General features: G+C 68.1%; 16 protein-coding genes. 9 read left to right on the forward strand and 7 right to left on the reverse strand.

The genetic code is table 11. The annotated features are described in order from the left end of the window. Positions 1-13 precede the first annotated feature (13 nt). The 4 genes from ASF80_RS11150 to ASF80_RS11165 all read right to left on the reverse strand — a co-directional run bounded on the left by ASF80_RS11150 (position 14) and on the right by ASF80_RS11165 (position 4,002). On the reverse strand, positions 14-1,087 hold the full coding sequence (locus ASF80_RS11150) for a lactonase family protein (RefSeq protein WP_235559947.1): 1,074 nt from the start codon (positions 1,085-1,087) through the stop codon (positions 14-16). Positions 1,088-1,130: 43 nt separating this feature from the next. Then, positions 1,131-2,417, reverse strand: coding sequence for an adenylosuccinate synthase (locus tag ASF80_RS11155; RefSeq protein WP_056310761.1), 1,287 nt, complete (start codon positions 2,415-2,417; stop codon positions 1,131-1,133). Positions 2,418-2,485: 68 nt separating this feature from the next. Next, complete coding sequence (locus ASF80_RS11160; RefSeq protein WP_056310763.1) at positions 2,486-2,791, reverse strand: hypothetical protein; 306 nt, start codon at positions 2,789-2,791, stop codon at positions 2,486-2,488. Then, positions 2,788-4,002 (reverse strand): hypothetical protein, encoded by a 1,215-nt coding sequence (locus ASF80_RS11165; RefSeq protein WP_056310765.1) that lies wholly within the window; start codon positions 4,000-4,002, stop codon positions 2,788-2,790. The genes ASF80_RS11160 and ASF80_RS11165 overlap by 4 nt, the downstream gene beginning before the upstream one ends. Positions 4,003-4,140: 138 nt before the next feature. Here ASF80_RS11165 and ASF80_RS11170 point away from each other — a divergent pair, with 138 nt between their 5' ends. Then, positions 4,141-5,076 carry a DMT family transporter gene (locus tag ASF80_RS11170; protein ID WP_056312036.1) on the forward strand — a complete coding sequence of 312 codons (936 nt, stop codon included), beginning with the start codon at positions 4,141-4,143 and terminating at the stop codon, positions 5,074-5,076. A gap of 18 nt (positions 5,077-5,094) precedes the next feature. Here the strand turns inward: ASF80_RS11170 and ASF80_RS11175 are convergent, their stop codons facing one another. After that, on the reverse strand, positions 5,095-6,540 hold the full coding sequence (locus ASF80_RS11175; protein WP_056310767.1) for a mechanosensitive ion channel domain-containing protein: 1,446 nt from the start codon (positions 6,538-6,540) through the stop codon (positions 5,095-5,097). Between the two features lies 1 nt (position 6,541). Next, entirely contained in the window at positions 6,542-8,701 is a 2,160-nt protein-coding gene (locus ASF80_RS11180) for an adenylate/guanylate cyclase domain-containing protein (RefSeq protein ID WP_082488284.1), read from the reverse strand. 112 nt (positions 8,702-8,813) lie between these two features. On the opposite strand from ASF80_RS11180, the gene ASF80_RS11185 reads away from it, so the two are divergent. After that, entirely contained in the window at positions 8,814-9,536 is a 723-nt protein-coding gene (locus tag ASF80_RS11185) for a Pr6Pr family membrane protein (RefSeq protein WP_056310769.1), read from the forward strand. On the opposite strand, the gene ASF80_RS11190 is transcribed toward ASF80_RS11185, so the two are convergent. Continuing rightward, positions 9,511-10,389 (reverse strand): hypothetical protein, encoded by an 879-nt coding sequence (locus ASF80_RS11190; protein ID WP_157521037.1) that lies wholly within the window; start codon positions 10,387-10,389, stop codon positions 9,511-9,513. The two genes, ASF80_RS11185 and ASF80_RS11190, sit on opposite strands and share 26 nt — an antisense overlap. A gap of 256 nt (positions 10,390-10,645) precedes the next feature. Between ASF80_RS11190 and ASF80_RS11195 the strand changes: the two genes are divergently transcribed. From ASF80_RS11195 to ASF80_RS11225, 7 genes are read left to right on the forward strand one after another with little or no spacing between them, the layout of a single operon-like run. Further along, entirely contained in the window at positions 10,646-11,821 is a 1,176-nt protein-coding gene (locus tag ASF80_RS11195) for an AAA family ATPase (RefSeq protein WP_235559948.1), read from the forward strand. Positions 11,822-11,828: 7 nt separating this feature from the next. Then, entirely contained in the window at positions 11,829-12,716 is an 888-nt protein-coding gene (locus tag ASF80_RS11200) for a DUF58 domain-containing protein (protein ID WP_056310773.1), read from the forward strand. Beyond that, positions 12,703-13,194, forward strand: coding sequence for a hypothetical protein (locus ASF80_RS11205; RefSeq protein ID WP_056310775.1), 492 nt, complete (start codon positions 12,703-12,705; stop codon positions 13,192-13,194). The genes ASF80_RS11200 and ASF80_RS11205 overlap by 14 nt, the downstream gene beginning before the upstream one ends. Beyond that, the gene (locus ASF80_RS11210; RefSeq protein ID WP_235559949.1) at positions 13,185-14,171 is read left to right on the forward strand and encodes a vWA domain-containing protein; all 987 of its coding nucleotides are present in this window, start codon (positions 13,185-13,187) and stop codon (positions 14,169-14,171) included. The genes ASF80_RS11205 and ASF80_RS11210 overlap by 10 nt, the downstream gene beginning before the upstream one ends. Continuing rightward, a complete protein-coding gene (locus tag ASF80_RS11215) occupies positions 14,168-15,211 on the forward strand; it encodes a vWA domain-containing protein (RefSeq protein ID WP_056310777.1) in 1,044 nt (347 codons plus the stop codon). The genes ASF80_RS11210 and ASF80_RS11215 overlap by 4 nt, the downstream gene beginning before the upstream one ends. Further along, complete coding sequence (locus ASF80_RS11220) at positions 15,208-15,999, forward strand: hypothetical protein (RefSeq protein ID WP_056310779.1); 792 nt, start codon at positions 15,208-15,210, stop codon at positions 15,997-15,999. Before ASF80_RS11215 ends, ASF80_RS11220 begins: the two co-directional genes overlap by 4 nt. Continuing rightward, positions 15,993-17,114 carry a hypothetical protein gene (locus ASF80_RS11225; protein ID WP_056310781.1) on the forward strand — a complete coding sequence of 374 codons (1,122 nt, stop codon included), beginning with the start codon at positions 15,993-15,995 and terminating at the stop codon, positions 17,112-17,114. Before ASF80_RS11220 ends, ASF80_RS11225 begins: the two co-directional genes overlap by 7 nt. The last annotated feature ends 4 nt before the right edge of the window (positions 17,115-17,118 follow it).

The following is a 17,118-nucleotide window of genomic DNA, read 5'->3' on the forward strand; positions in this document are numbered from 1 at the left end:
CAGCGAGCGCGCGTCAGCGAACCGGCAGGAAGTGCGTCGGCGTCGGCGCCTGGGCGGTGTGACGGATGCCGAGCGGCGCCCCCGTGCGCTCATCGAGGTCGAGCAGCGCGACGGTGTCGGAGCGCTGCCCGGCGACCAAGAGCTTGCCCTGGTGCACGAGGTGATGCCGCGGCCAGTCGACGCCCGAGTCGGCGAGCGCGATCGGCTCGAGGCTCTCGCCTCCCCCGCGCACGCGCAGGGCCGCGATCGTGTTGCTGCCGCGGAGCGCCGTGTAGAGGAACTGCGCATCGCGTGTGCGGGCGAGCTCGGCGGGGAAGTCCACGCCGATCTCGGCGATCGGGCTCGCCATCACCGACGACGCCACCCCCCACGTGCCGTCTCGGCTCGCGGCGAGCGTGAACACCTCGCACGAGTACTCGGTGACGACGTGCAGATGACCGCTGGGGTGCACGACCATATGCCGGGGGCCGGTGCCGAGCGGCAGCACGACCTCGTGATCGAGCGCGAGCCCGCCGGCGGTCTGACGCCAGATCCGCACGAGATCGAAGCCCAGGTCGGTCGTGGCGATGCGGCCGTCGGGCAGGAACGCCGAGGCGTGCGCATGCGAGACGCGCGCCTCTCCGCCGGCCGTGAGTTCACCGGAGTACGGATCGGATGCTGCGGCGGCGACCCCCGCGGGCGGCGCCGTCTCGATCGGCTCGCCGAGGAGCGCCGCGCGCAGCTCGGCGGCCTTGTTCACGGCATCCGGGATCAGGTGCCCCTGGGCGTCGATGCCGATGCGGACGACACGTCCGTCGCCGTAGCAGCTCGCGATCAGCCACGATCCGCTGGGGGAGACGGCCACATGGCAGACGGAGTCGCCCGCCTCGACGGGTTCCCCCAGCGGCCGCAGCGTCGATTCACCGCTCCGCGAGAACGCCTGCACCGCGGCATCCCCCTCGAGCGCCGCGTACACGACGTCGAGGGTCGGATGCTGCGCCAGCCACGAGGGCGACGGGGTCTTCGTGACCGCGCCGCGGTACTCGAGGGCGGTCTGCCTGTCGGAGTCGCCCGCCAACAGGCCGATGCCGTCGGCGGAACCGTCCATTGCGGGGCCGTACCCGCCGAGCCAGAACCGAGTCACGGCGCGCTCAGTCGAGCAGGTCGTGGCGCACGATGACCTGATCGCGCTCGGGGCCGACGCCGATGACCGAGATGCGAGTGTTGCTCATGCCCTCGAGCGCGATCACGTAGTCCTGTGCGTTCTTGGGCAGGTCGTCGAATGTGCGCGCGGTCGAGATGTCTTCGCTCCAGCCGGGGAAGTACTCGAGCACAGGGGCCGCGTGGTGGAAGTCGGTCTGGTTGACCGGCACCTCGTCGAAGCGCCGACCGTCTACGTCGTAGGCGACGCAGACCGGGATCTGCTCGAGGCCCGTCAGGATGTCGAGCTTGGTGAGCACCAGGTCGGTGATGCCGTTGACGCGGGTCGCGTAGCGCGTGATGGGCGCGTCGTACCAGCCGACGCGACGAGGACGGCCGGTGGTCGTGCCGAACTCGAAGCCGCGCGAGCGCAGCCACTCACCCTGCTCGTCGAACAGCTCGGTCGGGAACGGACCCGAGCCGACACGGGTCGTGTACGCCTTGACGATGCCGACGATGCGATCGAGCGCACCGGGTCCGACGCCCGAGCCGGTCGACGCGCCACCGGCGGTCGCCGACGACGACGTGACGAACGGGTAGGTACCGTGGTCGACGTCGAGCATGGTGGCCTGGCCGCCCTCGAACACGACGACCTCGCCGCGGTGCAGCGCTTCGTCGAGCAGGTAGCCGGTGTCGGCGACCATGGGACGCAGGCGCTCGGCGTACGACAGCAGGTCTTCGACGATCTCGTCGGCCGTGATCGCACGACGGTTGAAGATCTTCACCAGCAGGTGGTTCTTCTGGTCGAGCGCGCCCTCGACCTTCTGGCGCAGGATGTTCTCGTCGAACAGATCCTGCACGCGGATGCCGACGCGGTTGATCTTGTCGGCGTACGCCGGACCGATGCCGCGGCCGGTCGTGCCGATCATGCGCTTGCCGAGGAAGCGCTCGGTGACCTTGTCGAGCGTGCGGTGGTACTGGGTGATGATGTGCGCGTTGGCGCTCACCTTGAGACGCGAGACGTCGATGCCGCGGCCGCCGAGGGCCTCGAGCTCGCTGAAGAGCACCTCGAGGTCGATCACGACGCCGTTGCCGATCACCGGGGTGACCCCGGGCGACAGGATGCCCGAAGGCAGCAGGTGCAGGGCGTACTTCTCGTTGCCGACCACGACCGTGTGGCCCGCGTTGTTGCCGCCGTTGAACTTGACGACCCAGTCGGTGCGCTCGCCGAGCAGGTCGGTGGCCTTGCCCTTGCCCTCATCGCCCCACTGGACGCCGACGATAACGATTCCTGGCATGGGTATCCCCCTTGCTTTCGCCGGGTTTGCACCGGCTGATGAGCTGGCCCTTGTCGGGCGACTCCATCCTACCGAAGGGCTGTTTCGCGGCCGTTTCGGGTCTGTGGACGGGCGAAGGTCACGAGGTACCCGTCGACTGCACGCGCGATCTCCTGGTGCTCGATGTCCGAGGTGTAGCGGATGTGCTCCAACTCCGCGACGAGCGCAGAAGTCGCGTCTCGAACACCCGAGCCGTCCCTCTCGAACAGTCCGACCCGTGATGCGACGAAGCTCTCGAACTCGACGAGGTCTGCTTCGCCCGATCCACGACGGTCGTACTGACACGCGATCTCAGCGACCAGGGATGCGTTGTATGCCGAAACCGAGTCGCTCATACCGGTCGCGACTTCGCGCGGTTCGCCGCGAACAGGGTTTCCAGGCGTTGGGCCTCGGGAGAGCCGGGTTCGGGAGCACGGAGCTGCGATGGTACCGTCACCGCCGGGGCGAGGACGTCACTGCCCTGCACCGTGGGGACGAACCGCGGATCGATCCAGGTGCCGCCGACCATCGGCGCGCCCCACTCCGAGTTCAGCGTCGGAGCATCCACCCAACGATGGGAGAAACCACCCTTATGTTCCGTGACGTTGCTCACTGACAGGTGGGGGCGCACCAAGGGCGCATACTCCGTGCCGAACCACGTCAACCACTGAGCCCTCGCCGGTAGACCGCTCCATCCGCCCTCGAAGTGGGGGAAATCTGCGGTCGCGAGCCAGCTGTGATTCAGTTCGACGAACGCGAAGAAGCTCCGCGAGCGTGTCGCCACATCGATCAGGAAGTCCTCCACGGCGGACAGGAGTCCTGCCTTCTCGATCGCGTCGAGACGAATCGAGACGCGAACGCTGTGATACCGCATCCTGATATCGCGCGACCAGCCGGAGATGCTCCCCGAGACCTTCTGACCATTGACGAACATCAGGCTCGACACTCCGCACTCCTGCGCGAAGACCTCGAAGAAGGCCTCGTCGGGGTCGCGGGGAAGCCGCCCCTGCATCGGCTCGTAGGTTCCGAAACGCACGGGCACCGCGAGCGGGAAGCGATATCGCGCACTCTCGAGATAGTCACGCGCGAAGTCGACGCTGCCGTCTTTCAATCGGAACCATGCGAAGTGCATCCATGTCTCTGGCGGTGACTCGACCACCTGAGCCTCCGCAACCGGACGGGCCACCTCCTGCTGCGGGTCGACGACCGTGCCGCCGATGCGCTCCGCGAGCCGGGATGCGAAGGCGACCGCCGCCGTCACGCTCGTGTCGTCGGCCGTCGCGGAGAATCCTTCGGGACCTGTCTGCACGTCGTAGGAGACATGGATGCTGTAGAGCACCGTCGCCCCCGCGACCTGAGGGACACCCTCGGGGAGGTCTTCCGCGTCGATCTGCATCGGCCCGTCGAGCCCGAACGCCATGCGGCGAGGGCGTTTGTGGTCGACCGACAGGATCGTGTTCGACCCTCGATCGACCTGCGCCTTCAGCCCCCAGTCTGCCGTGACGACCTTGACCAGTTCCCTCGTCGTCAGCGAGACCTTGCCATACACATCGAGGTCATAAGACATCGAGCACCAACCCCCTCCAGGCCACTGCCTCACATCATGCCGGACAGTGCCGACATCGCCGAAGCTCTGACAGAAAAGCGTCGGGTGCTGTCGCTTCGGCGCATCGCCGATGTCGGTGGCCGGTGCCAGGATCGAAGGATGCCGAAGACCGGTCCCGTCCAGCGCGACGACAGCCTGAATCCCGAGAAGCCCCGCACACAGGGTCCGCTCGTGCTGGTCGCCGCCCTCGTGACGGTGGTGCTGTGGGCGTCGGCGTTCATCGGCATCCGCGGTGCAGGTCCGCACTTCGACCCCGGCGCCCTGGCACTGCTGCGCATGGCCGTGGGCACCGTGGTGCTCGCGATCATCGCGGTGCGCCACGGCATCCGTCTTCCCGAGCGCCGGCAGTGGTGGCTCGTCGCGGTGTGGGGTGTCGGCTGGTTCTGCGTCTACAACCTCGCGCTGAATGCCGCCGAGCGCACCCTCGATGCGGGCACGGCGGCGATGGTCGTGAACCTCGCACCCCTCATGGTCGTCGTCTTCAGCGGACTGTTCCTGCGCGAGGGCTTCCCGAAGCCACTCATCATCGGAGCCCCGATCGCGTTCCTCGGCGTGGTGCTGATCGGCATGAACTCGTCGACGAGCGAGGGGCCCGACATCACGGGGCTGCTGCTCGCGTTGCTGGCCGCCGTGATGTACGCCGGCTGCACCCTGCTGCAGAAGCGCCTGCTCAGCGGGGGCACCGATGCGACGACCCTCACCTTCCTCGGCGCGGCCGCCGGCACCGTCGCGCTGCTGCCCTGGGTGGGAAGCCTGATCGGCGCACTGCAGACCGCACCCCTCGGCTCGACGCTGTGGGTCGTGTATCTCGGCATCTTCCCGACCGCGATCGCGTTCACGACCTGGGCCTACGTGCTGCAGCGCAGCACCGCCGGGCAGACGTCGGCCACGACCTACGTCGTTCCTGCGATCGCGATCCTGATGTCGTGGGCGATCCTCGGTGAGGTGCCGACCCCGCTGATGTTCGTCGGCGGCGCGCTGTGCCTGCTCGGCGTGCTCGTCACCCGGATGAAGTGGGGTCGCCGCACGTCCTGACCCAGGCGGGCTGAACCCTCAGCGCGGTGACACCGACCGGCGCTGACGGATCGACCCGCGCTGCGCCTCGACGCTCGCGAGCATGTCACCCGCGAGCTTGCGCTTGAGTTCGAGCGACTCCCCGATCTCGGCGGCGAGCCTCGGGCGGGTGCGGATCAGCTCGTCGATCGTGGCGAGCGGCAGCACGAGAACGGTCAGGATCTCGCCCGCGACCGTCACGGCCTGCGTCCGTTCGCGGGTGAGCGCAGTCTGGCCGATCAGGTCGCCCTTCTCCGCCGACGTGAATTCGACGCGACCGCCGTCGACCTCGATCGCGAGCACCGCTCGACCCGACACGACCACCCGCACCTCGTCGGGAACGACACCGCTGGCGAGGACGACCTCGCCGACGCCGTAGCGCTCGAGATGCGAGTTCTGCGTCATCGCCTCGAGATCGTCGTCGTGCAGGTGCAGCGTTCCGGCGATCTCGGCCAGCGCCTCGGCGAGGCGACCGGGCTCGGCGATCGGGTCGGTGGCATCGCCGTCGAGCGCGAATCCACGCCGCCGCGCCGCGTACCAGACCCACGACAGGTACATCGAGAGTGCGCGTCCGGCATCCGCGGGTCCCGCGACCGGAATCGAGACGCCGTACGCCCCACCCCCGGAATAGCTGACGGAGGCGCGCTCCCGGTCGGCGAGCATCGGCAGCGCATCGGCGACCTCGACGAGCAGAGCCATGACCTCGTGCGGGGGGTCATCGGTCGCGAACTTCACGTCGGTGGATGCCGAGTACGGCCCGTCCGGCTCGGAGAGGTTCGTGAACGACGCCCCCGAGAGGCTCGAGTTCGGGACGATCTGGATGCCGGAGCCCGTGTCGATGTGCACGGCACGCCAGTTGACCTCGACCACCCGCCCCTTGACGCCTGCCGCATCGAGGAAGTCGCCGATCTTGAACGGCTGCTCGAACAGCAGCAGCAGGCCCGAGATGACGCCGCCGACCGCATTCTGCAGCGCGAGGCCGATCACGATCGACCCGACACCGAGGGCCGTGAAGAGCCCGCCCACGTCGGCATCCCACACCCACGAGAACAGCAGAGCGAGACCGAGGGCGACGAGCACGAGACGGGCGATCTCGACGAAGATCGTCGGGATCCGCTTGCGCCACGAGTCCTCGGCGGCGTTGGCGAACAGCGCGACGTTGAACGACGACAGCAGCAGCAGGATCACGAGGAACCCGAAGACCGTCGCGGCGACGCGGGTCCACACCTGGTCGGCGGGCGACTGGATCGCGAAGGCCAGCAGCGCGAACAGTGCGCCGACCGGGATCACCCCGTTGCGCAGCAGGCGCAGGGGTCCCGCGAGCGGGTTGTTGCGGCGTCGGAGTCCGTTGATCAGCTCGGTGAGGACGACGAGAAGCACCGGCACGCCGACGGCGAGGGCGATGACCCACCAGCCCCAGCCGTCGCGGAACGCGTCGTCGAGCATGTCAGCTCACCTTCCAGACGGTCTCGCTCTTGCCGTGCGTTTCGACGGTGCCCGCCTCGGTGAAGGTGAAGATCTCGCGTGTGCGGTCGTAGACGGTCTGGCTCACGTACACGCCGGGCTCGCCGGTCACCGAGCGCACCCGGTAGGCGAGGTTCACGGCGTCGCCCCAGAGGTCGTAGGCGAGGGTCGTCCGTGCGACGAGACCGCTCGTCACGGTGCCGGTGTCGACACCGGCACGGATGCCGATCGACGAGCCGTTCTGAGCATTGAACCGCTCGACGACGCCGAGCAGGTTCTTGGCGAAATCGACACTGCGGCGCACGTTGTCGACGCGCGGGACGATGAGCCCGGAGGAGGCGAGATAGCCGCCGCGAAGGGTGCGGACCTTCTCGACACCCGCCTTCTCGGCCGCCTCGTCGAAGCCGCGCATCAGGGTGTTGAGGTGGCCGATCTCCTGCTCGGTGGTGAGGCCGCGGGCGTAATCGTCGAAGCCGACGAGCTCGGCGAACACGACGGACACGTTCTCGTGCGCCTCCGAGATCGCCTCGTCACCCTGCTTGTACTTGGCAGCGACGCTCTCGGGCATCAGTGTCAGTAGTAGCTTCTCGTTCTCGGCCTGCTGCTCGTCGATCAGCTCCTGCTTGATGCGCAGGCTCGAGGCCATGTCGTTGAACGCACTGCCGAGGTCGCCGAACTCGTCGCGCGATCCCTGCGGCACCTGCACGTCGAGGTCGCCCTCGGCGACGCGATGGACCGCACCGACGAGCCTGTGCACCGGGCGCGTGAACACCTGGGCGAGCAGCAGCGACAGCAGCGAGACGCCCAGCAGGATGCCGAGCAGCGACAGCAGCACGGTGCGGGTGAAGTCGCTCACCGGGGCGAACGCCTCCTCAGAGTCGATCCGCGCGATGATCACCCAGTCGAGCCCCTCGACCTCCAGCGGCGCGTAGGCCGTGACGCTCTCGCGGCCGAGGTAGTCGCGGCCGATCGTCGTGCCGGAGCGGCCTGCCTGAGCATCCGCGACGGCCTGGGTGTTGACCTGCTGCAGCAGCACCGTGCCGTTGACCTCGACCGCCCGCTCGGCGACGCTCGGCGGGACGCCGCCGTTGATCGCGATCTCGGCGTAGTTCTCGGGGTTCTCGATGAGTCGGCGCGAGTTGCTGCGCATCAGGTCGTCGCGGCCGACGAGATAGACCTCGCCGGTGTCGCCGAGGCCCTGCTCTTCCCAGCCCTCGGAACCCGTGGTGAGGTCGTTGATCGTGTCGATCGACACCTGGAACGCGATGGCTCCGGTGATGCGGCTGCTGTTTCCCACCGGGGAGATGACCCACATGGTCGGGACGTTGAGCGACGGGATCCACCGCTCGAAGTCGGTGAGGATCACGGTGTTCACCGAGTTCGTGGCGATCGCATCCGCGTAGGCACCCGCGAGCACCGTGTCGCGATACGGCCCGGTCAGCAGATTGGTGCCGAGCTCGGGTCCCTTGTAGGCCGAGAACACGACGTCGCCGTCGAGGTTCATCAGCAGAGCATCCTCGTAGCCCGCCTCCTCGACAAGGCGAGTGAAGTAGTCGCCGTACCGCACCGATGCCTCGCCGTAGAGGGTTCCGTCACCCGGATCGTTGTCGTTGAGGAGGGTGTCGTAGTCGGCGTCGAAGTCCTGGTTCTGCGTCGTGAAGTGGGACTGCAGGTGCTGCCCCGCCACCGAGTCGGGAATGAACGCGCTGTCGCCGTACTCGTCGCCGGTACGACCTTCGAGCTGGGGGATGAAGAAGTCTTTGTAGTACGTCTCGAGCTCCGCGCGCTCACCCGGCTCCGGCTCGTGCAGCTGCAGCTCCTCGAAGCCCTCGTTGATCGAGGTCGAGAGCGACTGGGCGCTGAGGTTGCGCGAGTTCAGCGAGGCGTCGCGCTTCACCGTCTCGAGCGCGTCGGTGATCTCTGCAGCCCTCATCGAGCGGATGGTGATCAGCTGGTCGACCGCAGAGTCGTGCAGAGACTGCCTGCCGTTGAGGAACCCGATCGTCCCCACGATCACCGACGAGACGAGACTCACCGCCAGAAGCATGATGAGGAGCTTCGACTGGATGCTGAGGCCGGCCCTCCCCCGCCATGACCGCTTGCGTGGCTCCGTGGTCGTCGATCCTGCCGTGCCCTCGCTCATATGCCCCTCCCGGCCGCGCGATGTGCTCTCCCGCTGACGCTATCGACATATCGACATATCGGTCTAGCGACAACGACACTTCGTGACCGATAAAGTGTGCGCGGAGGCGAATATGACGACCTGGTGGCCCTTTGCACGACTCGCAGCAGCCGTGCTCGGACTCGCGGCGATCGTCGCGCAGCTCGCCCAGAGCATCGGCAACGCACTCAACGCGACCACGGCATGGGGCCAGCACATCCCGACTGTCGCCGCGAACTTCCTCAGCTTCTTCACGATCCTGTCGAACGTGCTCGCGGTGATCATTCTGGCGATCGGCGCGATCTGGGCACTGCGCCACCGCCGCGACACCGCGCCGGAGCCGACGTGGTTCGCGATCGTCTTGGCCTGCGTGAGCACCTACATGATCGTCACCGGCATCGTCTACAACACGCTTCTCCGCAACGTCGAGCTGCCCCAGGGCGTGACCGTGCCGTGGTCGAACGAGGTGCTGCACGTCGTCATCCCGCTGTTCCTCCTGGTCGATCTGCTGTTCGCCCCTCGCCGACGGGCACTCGGCTGGAGCGCCGTCGCCATCGTTGCGATCTTCCCGATCGTGTGGGTCGTCTACACGATGATCCGCGCGAACTTCATCATCGCCCCCGCCACCGGCGAGGCGTGGTGGTACCCGTACCCGTTCCTCAACCCGCACCTCGTGCCCGGCGGCTACCTCGGCGTCTCGGGGTACATCGTCGGCATCGCGATCGCCATCATCGGCGTCGCGTGCTTCGTTGTCTGGGTCGGCCGCCGGCGCGGCAGCGCGACGGACGCGGCTAGCGGATCGCGCCCTCAGGGCTGAACACCGAGAGCACCGGAGCACTCACGTGCTGCGGGGTTGTGGCCACGGCCTCCCGCGGATCGAGAAGTCGACCGGGCACCCGGTCGCCGCGGAGCTCCTCCCGCGTCGACGGCTCCAGTCGATAGAGGCGAAGCGCGAGCCACAGCAGCGTTCCGTCCACGCCCAGCACTGAGGGGTCGACATCGATCACGCCGCGCCTGCGCGAGAACGGATGACGCCACCGCTCCCGATAGCTGACGGCCCCGGGACGCACGGCGACCTTGAGCACCATCGAGTTGTTCATGCCGACGCCGAGGTCGATGCTCTGGATGTCGTCCCAGTGCACTTCGGCATCGAGGTGGAAAGTCCCGGACCCGAGCCCGCGGGGATGCAGGAACAGTCGACGAGGCTGCCGCAGCGAGATCAGGTAGCTGACGATCGGACCGAGCAGCAGCACCGCGAACAGTGCCCAGACGATGCGCCACACACCGCTGACGGTCACCGCCGCGACCGCGAAGGTCGACGCCGCGGCGAGCGCCGCGACCAGCGTCATCGCGGGCACGAGCTTCGATCCGGGAAGGAGGATCCCCCCGGGGACGCTCGCGCTCGCCCGACTGATGTCCTCCGCGCTGACGCGTCGGCGAGACAGCGTCGTGAGCCACAGCGTCACCGCGATCACCCACCAGAGCGCGGGGACGGCGATGAGCACACCCAGGATCGGGCGCATGGATGCGGTGTCCTGCAGATACATCAAGACGCACAGCACAGTGGCGACGGCCGCGAGGATCACGTTCAGCACGACGACGGCCACCCACAGCGGTCGTCCGATCGAGTACTCGAGCGCACTGCGCGGCATCGTTCTGGGCTTCTTCATCGTTCCCGCATCATCCGAAGATCGAAGGTTCAGCTAATCACGGGTTCATCGCGCCCGGCGATATACGCGTCGCCGCGCGCGCAGACCGACACCTGCAGGCCGGAATCACGGATGCATGCCGCACGGGCCGTTCTGAGCATGCATCCGTGATCTCGACCTGCATCCGTATCCGGGCCGGAGCGGGGAGACCGGATGCGGTTACGCTGGTCGACGGGGGATCGTCGACGCGTCCCCGTGGGAACGAGGAGACACACCGATGAACGAGCCCTACGCGCCCGGCCCCTCCGCAGGTTCGACGCCGCCGCCTCCGCCGGCACCCTCCACCCAGGCCGTGCCCCCGGCTCCGCCCGCCCCCACGACCCGCGCGGCAGCATCCGCCGCGGCAGCCCCGGCTTCCGCCGCGGCCCCGACCCCCGCGGCATCGTCGTCGGCGTCGAAGAAGTCCGAGGCTCCCACCGAGGCCGAGCTCCGCCGCGCGAGCGAGGTGCTCAAGACGGTCTCCGACGCCTACTCCGCGAAGATGGTCGGCCAGGAGCGACTGCGCATGAGCCTGCTGATCTCGCTGATCGCGGGCGGCCACATCCTGCTCGAGAGCGTCCCGGGGCTTGCGAAGACCACCGCGGCCAGCACGTTGGCCGACACGGTCAAGGCGCAGTTCAAGCGCATCCAGTGCACCCCGGACCTGCTGCCCAGCGACATCACCGGCAACCAGATCTACGACGCGGCGACCGGATCGTTCCGCACCGTGCTCGGCCCCGTGCACGCCAACTTCGTGCTGCTCGACGAGATCAACCGATCGAGCGCCAAGACCCAGAGCGCCATGCTCGAGGCGATGCAGGAGCACCAGACCACAATCGGCGGCGAGGTGCACCACCTGCCGAAGCCGTTCCTCGTGATCGCGACGCAGAACCCCATCGAGCAGGAGGGCACGTACGAGCTGCCCGAAGCGCAGATGGACCGCTTCCTGCTCAAGGAGATCGTCGAGTACCCGAGTCCCGCCGAGGAGTTCGAGATCCTCGGACGCATCGACTCGGGCGTGCTCGACCCCGACCGTCACGTCTCGAGCGCGATCAGCCTCGACGACGTGCACATGCTGCAGGACGTCGCGAGCCGCATCTACGTCGACCCCGCGATCCGCAACTACATCGTCTCGATCGCCTACGTCACCAGGAACCCCGCGCCCTACATCGGCGAGGACCGCGCCCGCTTCATCAAGTACGGCGCGAGCCCTCGTGCAAGCATCGCCTTCCTGCAGGCATCCCGTGCCCTGGCGCTGCTGAACGGACGCGCTCACGTGCTGCCGGAGGACATCCGCTCGCTCCGTCACCTGGTGCTCCGTCACCGCGTGCTGCTGACCTTCGAGGCCGACGCCGAGGGCATCCGCAGCGAGGAGATCATCGACCAGATCTTCGCGTCCGTGCCCACGCCCTGATCCCGCCATGGCCAGCCTGATCACCCAGGTGAAGAGCAAGCTCTTCATCCACTCGTCGCGCAAGTCGCTGCACGCGCTCGACGGCGCCTACGCGTCGCTGCTGCACGGGCGCAGCCTCGACTTCGAGGACCTGCGCAAGTACGAGTACGGCGATCAGGTGCGCGACATCGACTGGCGAGCCACGGCACGATTGGGCACGCCGCTCGTCAAGAGGCACCGCGCGATGCGGATGCACACGATCCTGTTCGTGGTCGACACGGGGCGGTCGATGGCGGCCCTCGCGCACGACGAGAAATCGAAGAAGGATCTCGCCATCCTCGCGACGGGCGTGCTCGGTGTGCTGGCTCTGCGCCACGGCGACGACTTCTCGCTGGTCTACGGCGATTCCGACCGCGTGCGCCGACGTGCGCCCGGCCGTAGCGAGGGCGCACTCGAGCACGCCCTGCGCACGATCGACCAGGCGATCGATTCGAGCACCGCGTCGAGCGACCGCGACGCCCTGCTCTCGTATGTCACCCGCACGATCTCGCGGCGCATGATCGTCTGCGTGATCACCGACGAGGCCCCCGTCACCGACGAGACCGAGCGGATGCTGCGCCGACTGCGCGTGCAGCACGACGTGCTGTGGCTCACCGTGAGCGACGCCGATCCGGTGCTCGACCACACCACGAACACGATCCGCAGCGACGTCGACAGCATGTGGGAGGTGCCGGACTTCGTGCAGGGCGACCTCGACATCATCCGCGAGCTCACCGCCCAGACCGAAGCCGATGCCGCCCGTCTCGCTGAGGTCCTCAAGCGCATGGAGATCAGCCACAGCGTTCTGGCCGGTCAGGACGACGCCGTCTCGCAGCTGCTGCAGCTGCTGAATCGGAGGTCGAATGCCCGGCTCTGATGAGCTCTACCCTCCGGCCCAGTACGGCTGGGGCTGGATCCTGCTCGCTTTCGGCATCCTGATCCTGCTGATCTCGGCCGCCTGGCTGCTGGTCGCCCTCACGCGCCCCCGTCGCGATCTCACCCTGACCGGCGAGACGCAGGGGCCGCAGCTGCTCACCATGGATGTGCTGTCGCAGCTGCGCGTGGAGTATCTCGACCGCATCCAGCGCATCGAGGACGACTACCGCGCCCGCACCCTCTCGGCACGCAACGCCAACCTCGAGTTCAGCCGCGTGGTGCGCACGTTCGTCAACGAGTACAGCGGGCTCGAGGCTCCGGTGCTCGCACTCGACGACCTCGTGTCGCGCGGGGTGCACCCCGCGCTGATCGATGCGATGGGCCGCCACTACTACCCCAGCATCTTCCGTCAGGGTCCGGCGATCGACCCGGTCGCCGGTGCCGAGGCCGCGAGAACGGTGGTGCGCACATGGCACTAGCGAACTGGTGGCTGATCCTCGTCGCCGCGGGCGTCGTGATCGTCGCGATCGTCGTCGGCGTGATCGTCGGACTGCGCAGCGGTGCGAAGACCGAGGAGCACGAGCGCGCTCGCGTCGCCCGCGCCGAGCGCCTGCGCGCTCTGCCGACCTTCCGCACCGCACTGAACCGCCGAGTGCTCGCGCTGTCGGGCATCCTGCTGCTCGGTGTGGTCGCGGCCCTCTCCGCCGGTGTCGTGTCGGCGCGACCGATGTCGTCGCAGACGATCCAGCCCGTCAACACGAGCCGTGACATCATGCTGTGCCTCGACGTCTCGGGCTCCATGCGAGAGGTCGACGTCGAGGTGCTCACGGTCTTCGAGGAGCTCCTCGAGGACTTCGAGGGCGAGCGCATCGGCCTGACGATCTTCAACAGCTCGCCCGTGCAGATCTTCCCGCTGACCGACGACTACGAGTTCATCCGCGGCCACCTGCAGAGCATCCGCGAGAGCTTCGACTTCACCGAGTCGATCCCCGAGCACTGGGTCGGCACGCTCAACGGCAACGGCGCATCGCTGATCGGCGACGGCCTCGCCGCCTGCACGATGGCGTTCGACCACCCCGACGACGAGCGCTCGCGGTCGATCATCTTCGCCACCGACAACGAGGTCAACGGCGCCTCGATCGTGACCCTCGACGAGGCCGCCGCCTACGCCGATTCGATCGACGTGCGGGTGTTCGCGCTCAACCCCGTGCAGGGCAAGGACGCCGACGTGAGCGCCGAGCTCACGAAGGCCGCGGAGGCCACGGGCGGCGCCGCCTACGGTCTGCGCGACACCACCACCGTCAGCGACATCGTCGAGCAGGTGCAGGAGCAGGAGGCGACCGAGCTGAAGGGCCAGGCGCAGGTCGTCTGGACCGACACACCCGACCTCTGGATCGTCATCCTGATGATCTCGATGCTCTCCTTCATCGTGGTGCTGTGGAGGGTGAAGCTGTGATCTTCCAGCCCGTGCTCAACGTCTTCCTCCTGGTGCTGCTGTGCGTGCCCGTGGCGGCTCTCGCCGTGATCGCCCTGACGAAGGCGAAGGGCAAGGACAAGGCGCTGTGGGTCATGCGGCTCGTCATGCTGCTGGCGTGCTTCTTCATGTTCCTGCGACCGGGGATCCCCGGGGGAGTCACGCAGACGCTCGCGACGGACACCGACATCGTGCTCGTCGTCGACACCACCGCGAGCATCGTCGCCGAGGACTGGGACGGCGATCAGCCCCGCCTCGACGGCGTGCGAGCCGACGTGCAGACCATCGTCGACGAGTACCCCGGAGCCCGCTTCGCGCTGATCACGTTCGACGCCTCGGCCGACCTGCGGATGCCACTCACCACCGACACGACCTCGCTCGTCTCGTCGCTCGACGTGCTGCGGCCCGAGGTGACGAGTCAGTCGCGCGGCAGCTCGATCGGCCTCGCGAACCAGCTGCTCGCCGACACCCTCTCGAACGCGGCGGCCGCCTCCCCCGACCGCTCCCGCATGGTCTTCTACTTCGGCGACGGCGAGCAGACCGTCACCTCGGCGCCCGAGCCCTTCGACGGCAGTGAGAGCTTCACGGATGCCGGAGCCGTGCTCGGCTACGGCACCGCCGAGGGCGGTCCGATGCAGCTGACCACCGGCGGCCTCGACGGATCGGGGTCGGGCGAGTACATCGAGTACCAGGGGTCGAATGCGCTGTCGGTGATCGACGAGGGCAACCTCGAGGCGATCGCGGCCGAACTCGGAGTCGAGTACCAGCACCGCACCGCGGACACGGAGCTGACGCTGCCCGAAGCGCCGTCGACCACGACGAACTACGCCGAGTCCGGATCGGTCGGCAACGTCACCGAGCTCTACTGGATCGCCGCCCTCGTGGTGCTGGCCCTGCTCGGCGTCGAACTCGCGCGGGCAAGCATGCTCGTGGCCAGGCTGCGCCTGCTGCGGGCGCCGTCCGCGCGCACCCGCCCCCGCGGCCGTCGCGAGAAGCGTCCCACCGACGGAGGTGCCGCATGACCGACCTGTCGACCCGCGAGGGCGCTGCACCGTCCGCCGGCTCCGACGACCTGAGGGCGGCGGCCGCCGCCGCGCTGCTCGCCTCGAATCGGCGACGCCGTCGCATCCGCCGTTGGGTCGCGATCGGTACCCTGCCGCTGACGCTCGCAGCGCTCCTCTTCGTCGGCAAGATCCTGAGCATGTACGCCTTCGCACATCAGTCGATCACCGCCTACGTCGCCGACGACTTCTCGGGTTCGGAGTCCTCGGCGCGCGGCCAGGAGTTCCTCAACTGGTTCGAGCCCTACAAGGCGCCGTTCAACGTGGGCACGGCCCTCGCCGGCGCCGAGAAGCTCCCCGAGGCTCGCGGCAAGCTCGAGGAATCGCTCGACCTCGCGACCGGCCTCGAGGTGTGCAGCGTGCGCATCAACCTCGCGCTGGTGATCGAGCGGATGGGCGATGCCGCCCGTGCGGACGGCGACGGTGCGGGCGCGGCCGCGCTCTACGGCGAGGCTCTCACGGTCACGACCGAGATGCCCGAGGAGTGCAACAGCGACGAGGCGCAGCAGCAGACCTCCGACCCCGACCGCGACCTGCAGGAGAGCAAGGAGGGCCTCGAGGACCGCCTGAAGCAGAAGCAGCAGAGCGAGCAGGAGTCCCCTCCCGAGGAGCAGCAGGGAGAGCCCGAGCCGCAGCCCTCCGAGGACAAACTCGAAGAGCTCAAGGACAAGCTCGAGCAGGGCACGCAGGAGCGCGATCAGCAGCAGGGCGACGACGGCGGCGGCTCGGGGACGGACAAGCCATGGTGATGGATCACGAGAAGCAGCGGGCGCGCTACGTCGCCGGCACCGAGGGGGCGCCGCCCGTCCCGCCACCCGGCGGCTATCGCAACGCACGCCGTCAGTCAGGGGCCGTCACGCCGCCGCAGTACGGTGCACCGGCCCCCGCTGCCACGGCCACCGCGACGGCATCCGAGGCGAAGAAGCCGGCGAACGCCCTCGGCTGGATCGCCCTGGTCGTCGGCATCCTGTTCGCGCTGATCCTGCTCATCACGTTGGCCGTCGGCGCGACCGACACCCTGTACGGCGTCACCATGCTCGCTCTGCAGCTCGTGGTCGTCGCCGTGATCATCGGCACTCTGTTCACCGCGCGCGGGCGCACGCTCGCCGCTGTCGCCCTCGGGATCACGCTCGTCTTCAACGTCGCCACGGTCGGCGGAATCGGCGCGCTGCAGACCTCCGCGTCAGGCAGCTACGACGGCATGAAGAGCGAGGAGCAGAAGCACGAAGAGGCCTACCCCGGCATCAAGGGCACCGATCCGCAGGATGCTCTGCAGCAGCAGTCGCTCGAAGAGGTCAGGTCTGAGGCCGACGGCCTGTTCGCCGAGATCCGCGAGCGCATCACCGCGGAGTACGGGTACGAGTGGGTGCAGGTCGGCGACGAGGACCTGCGTCCGGAGCGCAACGGCTACGGCGGGGAGTCGATGCTCGTCGAGTACACGTCGATCGGATGGGCGACCACCGAGCCGATCCAGGACTACAGCACCAAGCTCGACGTGATGGCGACGATCGACTCGGTCGTGGCCGAGCACGGGCTGCCCCCGCTGTACTCGTTCAACGGCGAGTTCTCTGGCATCGACCCGACGATGATCGCGAAGCTCTACGGCAGCGAGGACCCCCGCGAGCAGCACACGTGGGAGTACTACACCGACAACTACCCCGACCCGATGCGGCTGTACGCCAACATCTACGACCTCTCGAACGATCCCACGGGCGACTTCCTCAAGACGCGCGAGGCGCAGAACGCCCGCACCGGAGAACCGCTCGAGGGCCTGCAGATGGTCGTGATCGCGAGCGCCGTGCTGAGCGAGGACGACCAGGCGGAGTTCGAGGAGAAGTTGAAGGACTATCCAGGATTCCAGTGAGCTC

Source organism: Microbacterium sp. Leaf159 (assembly GCF_001423615.1).
Lineage (GTDB): Bacteria > Actinomycetota > Actinomycetes > Actinomycetales > Microbacteriaceae > Microbacterium.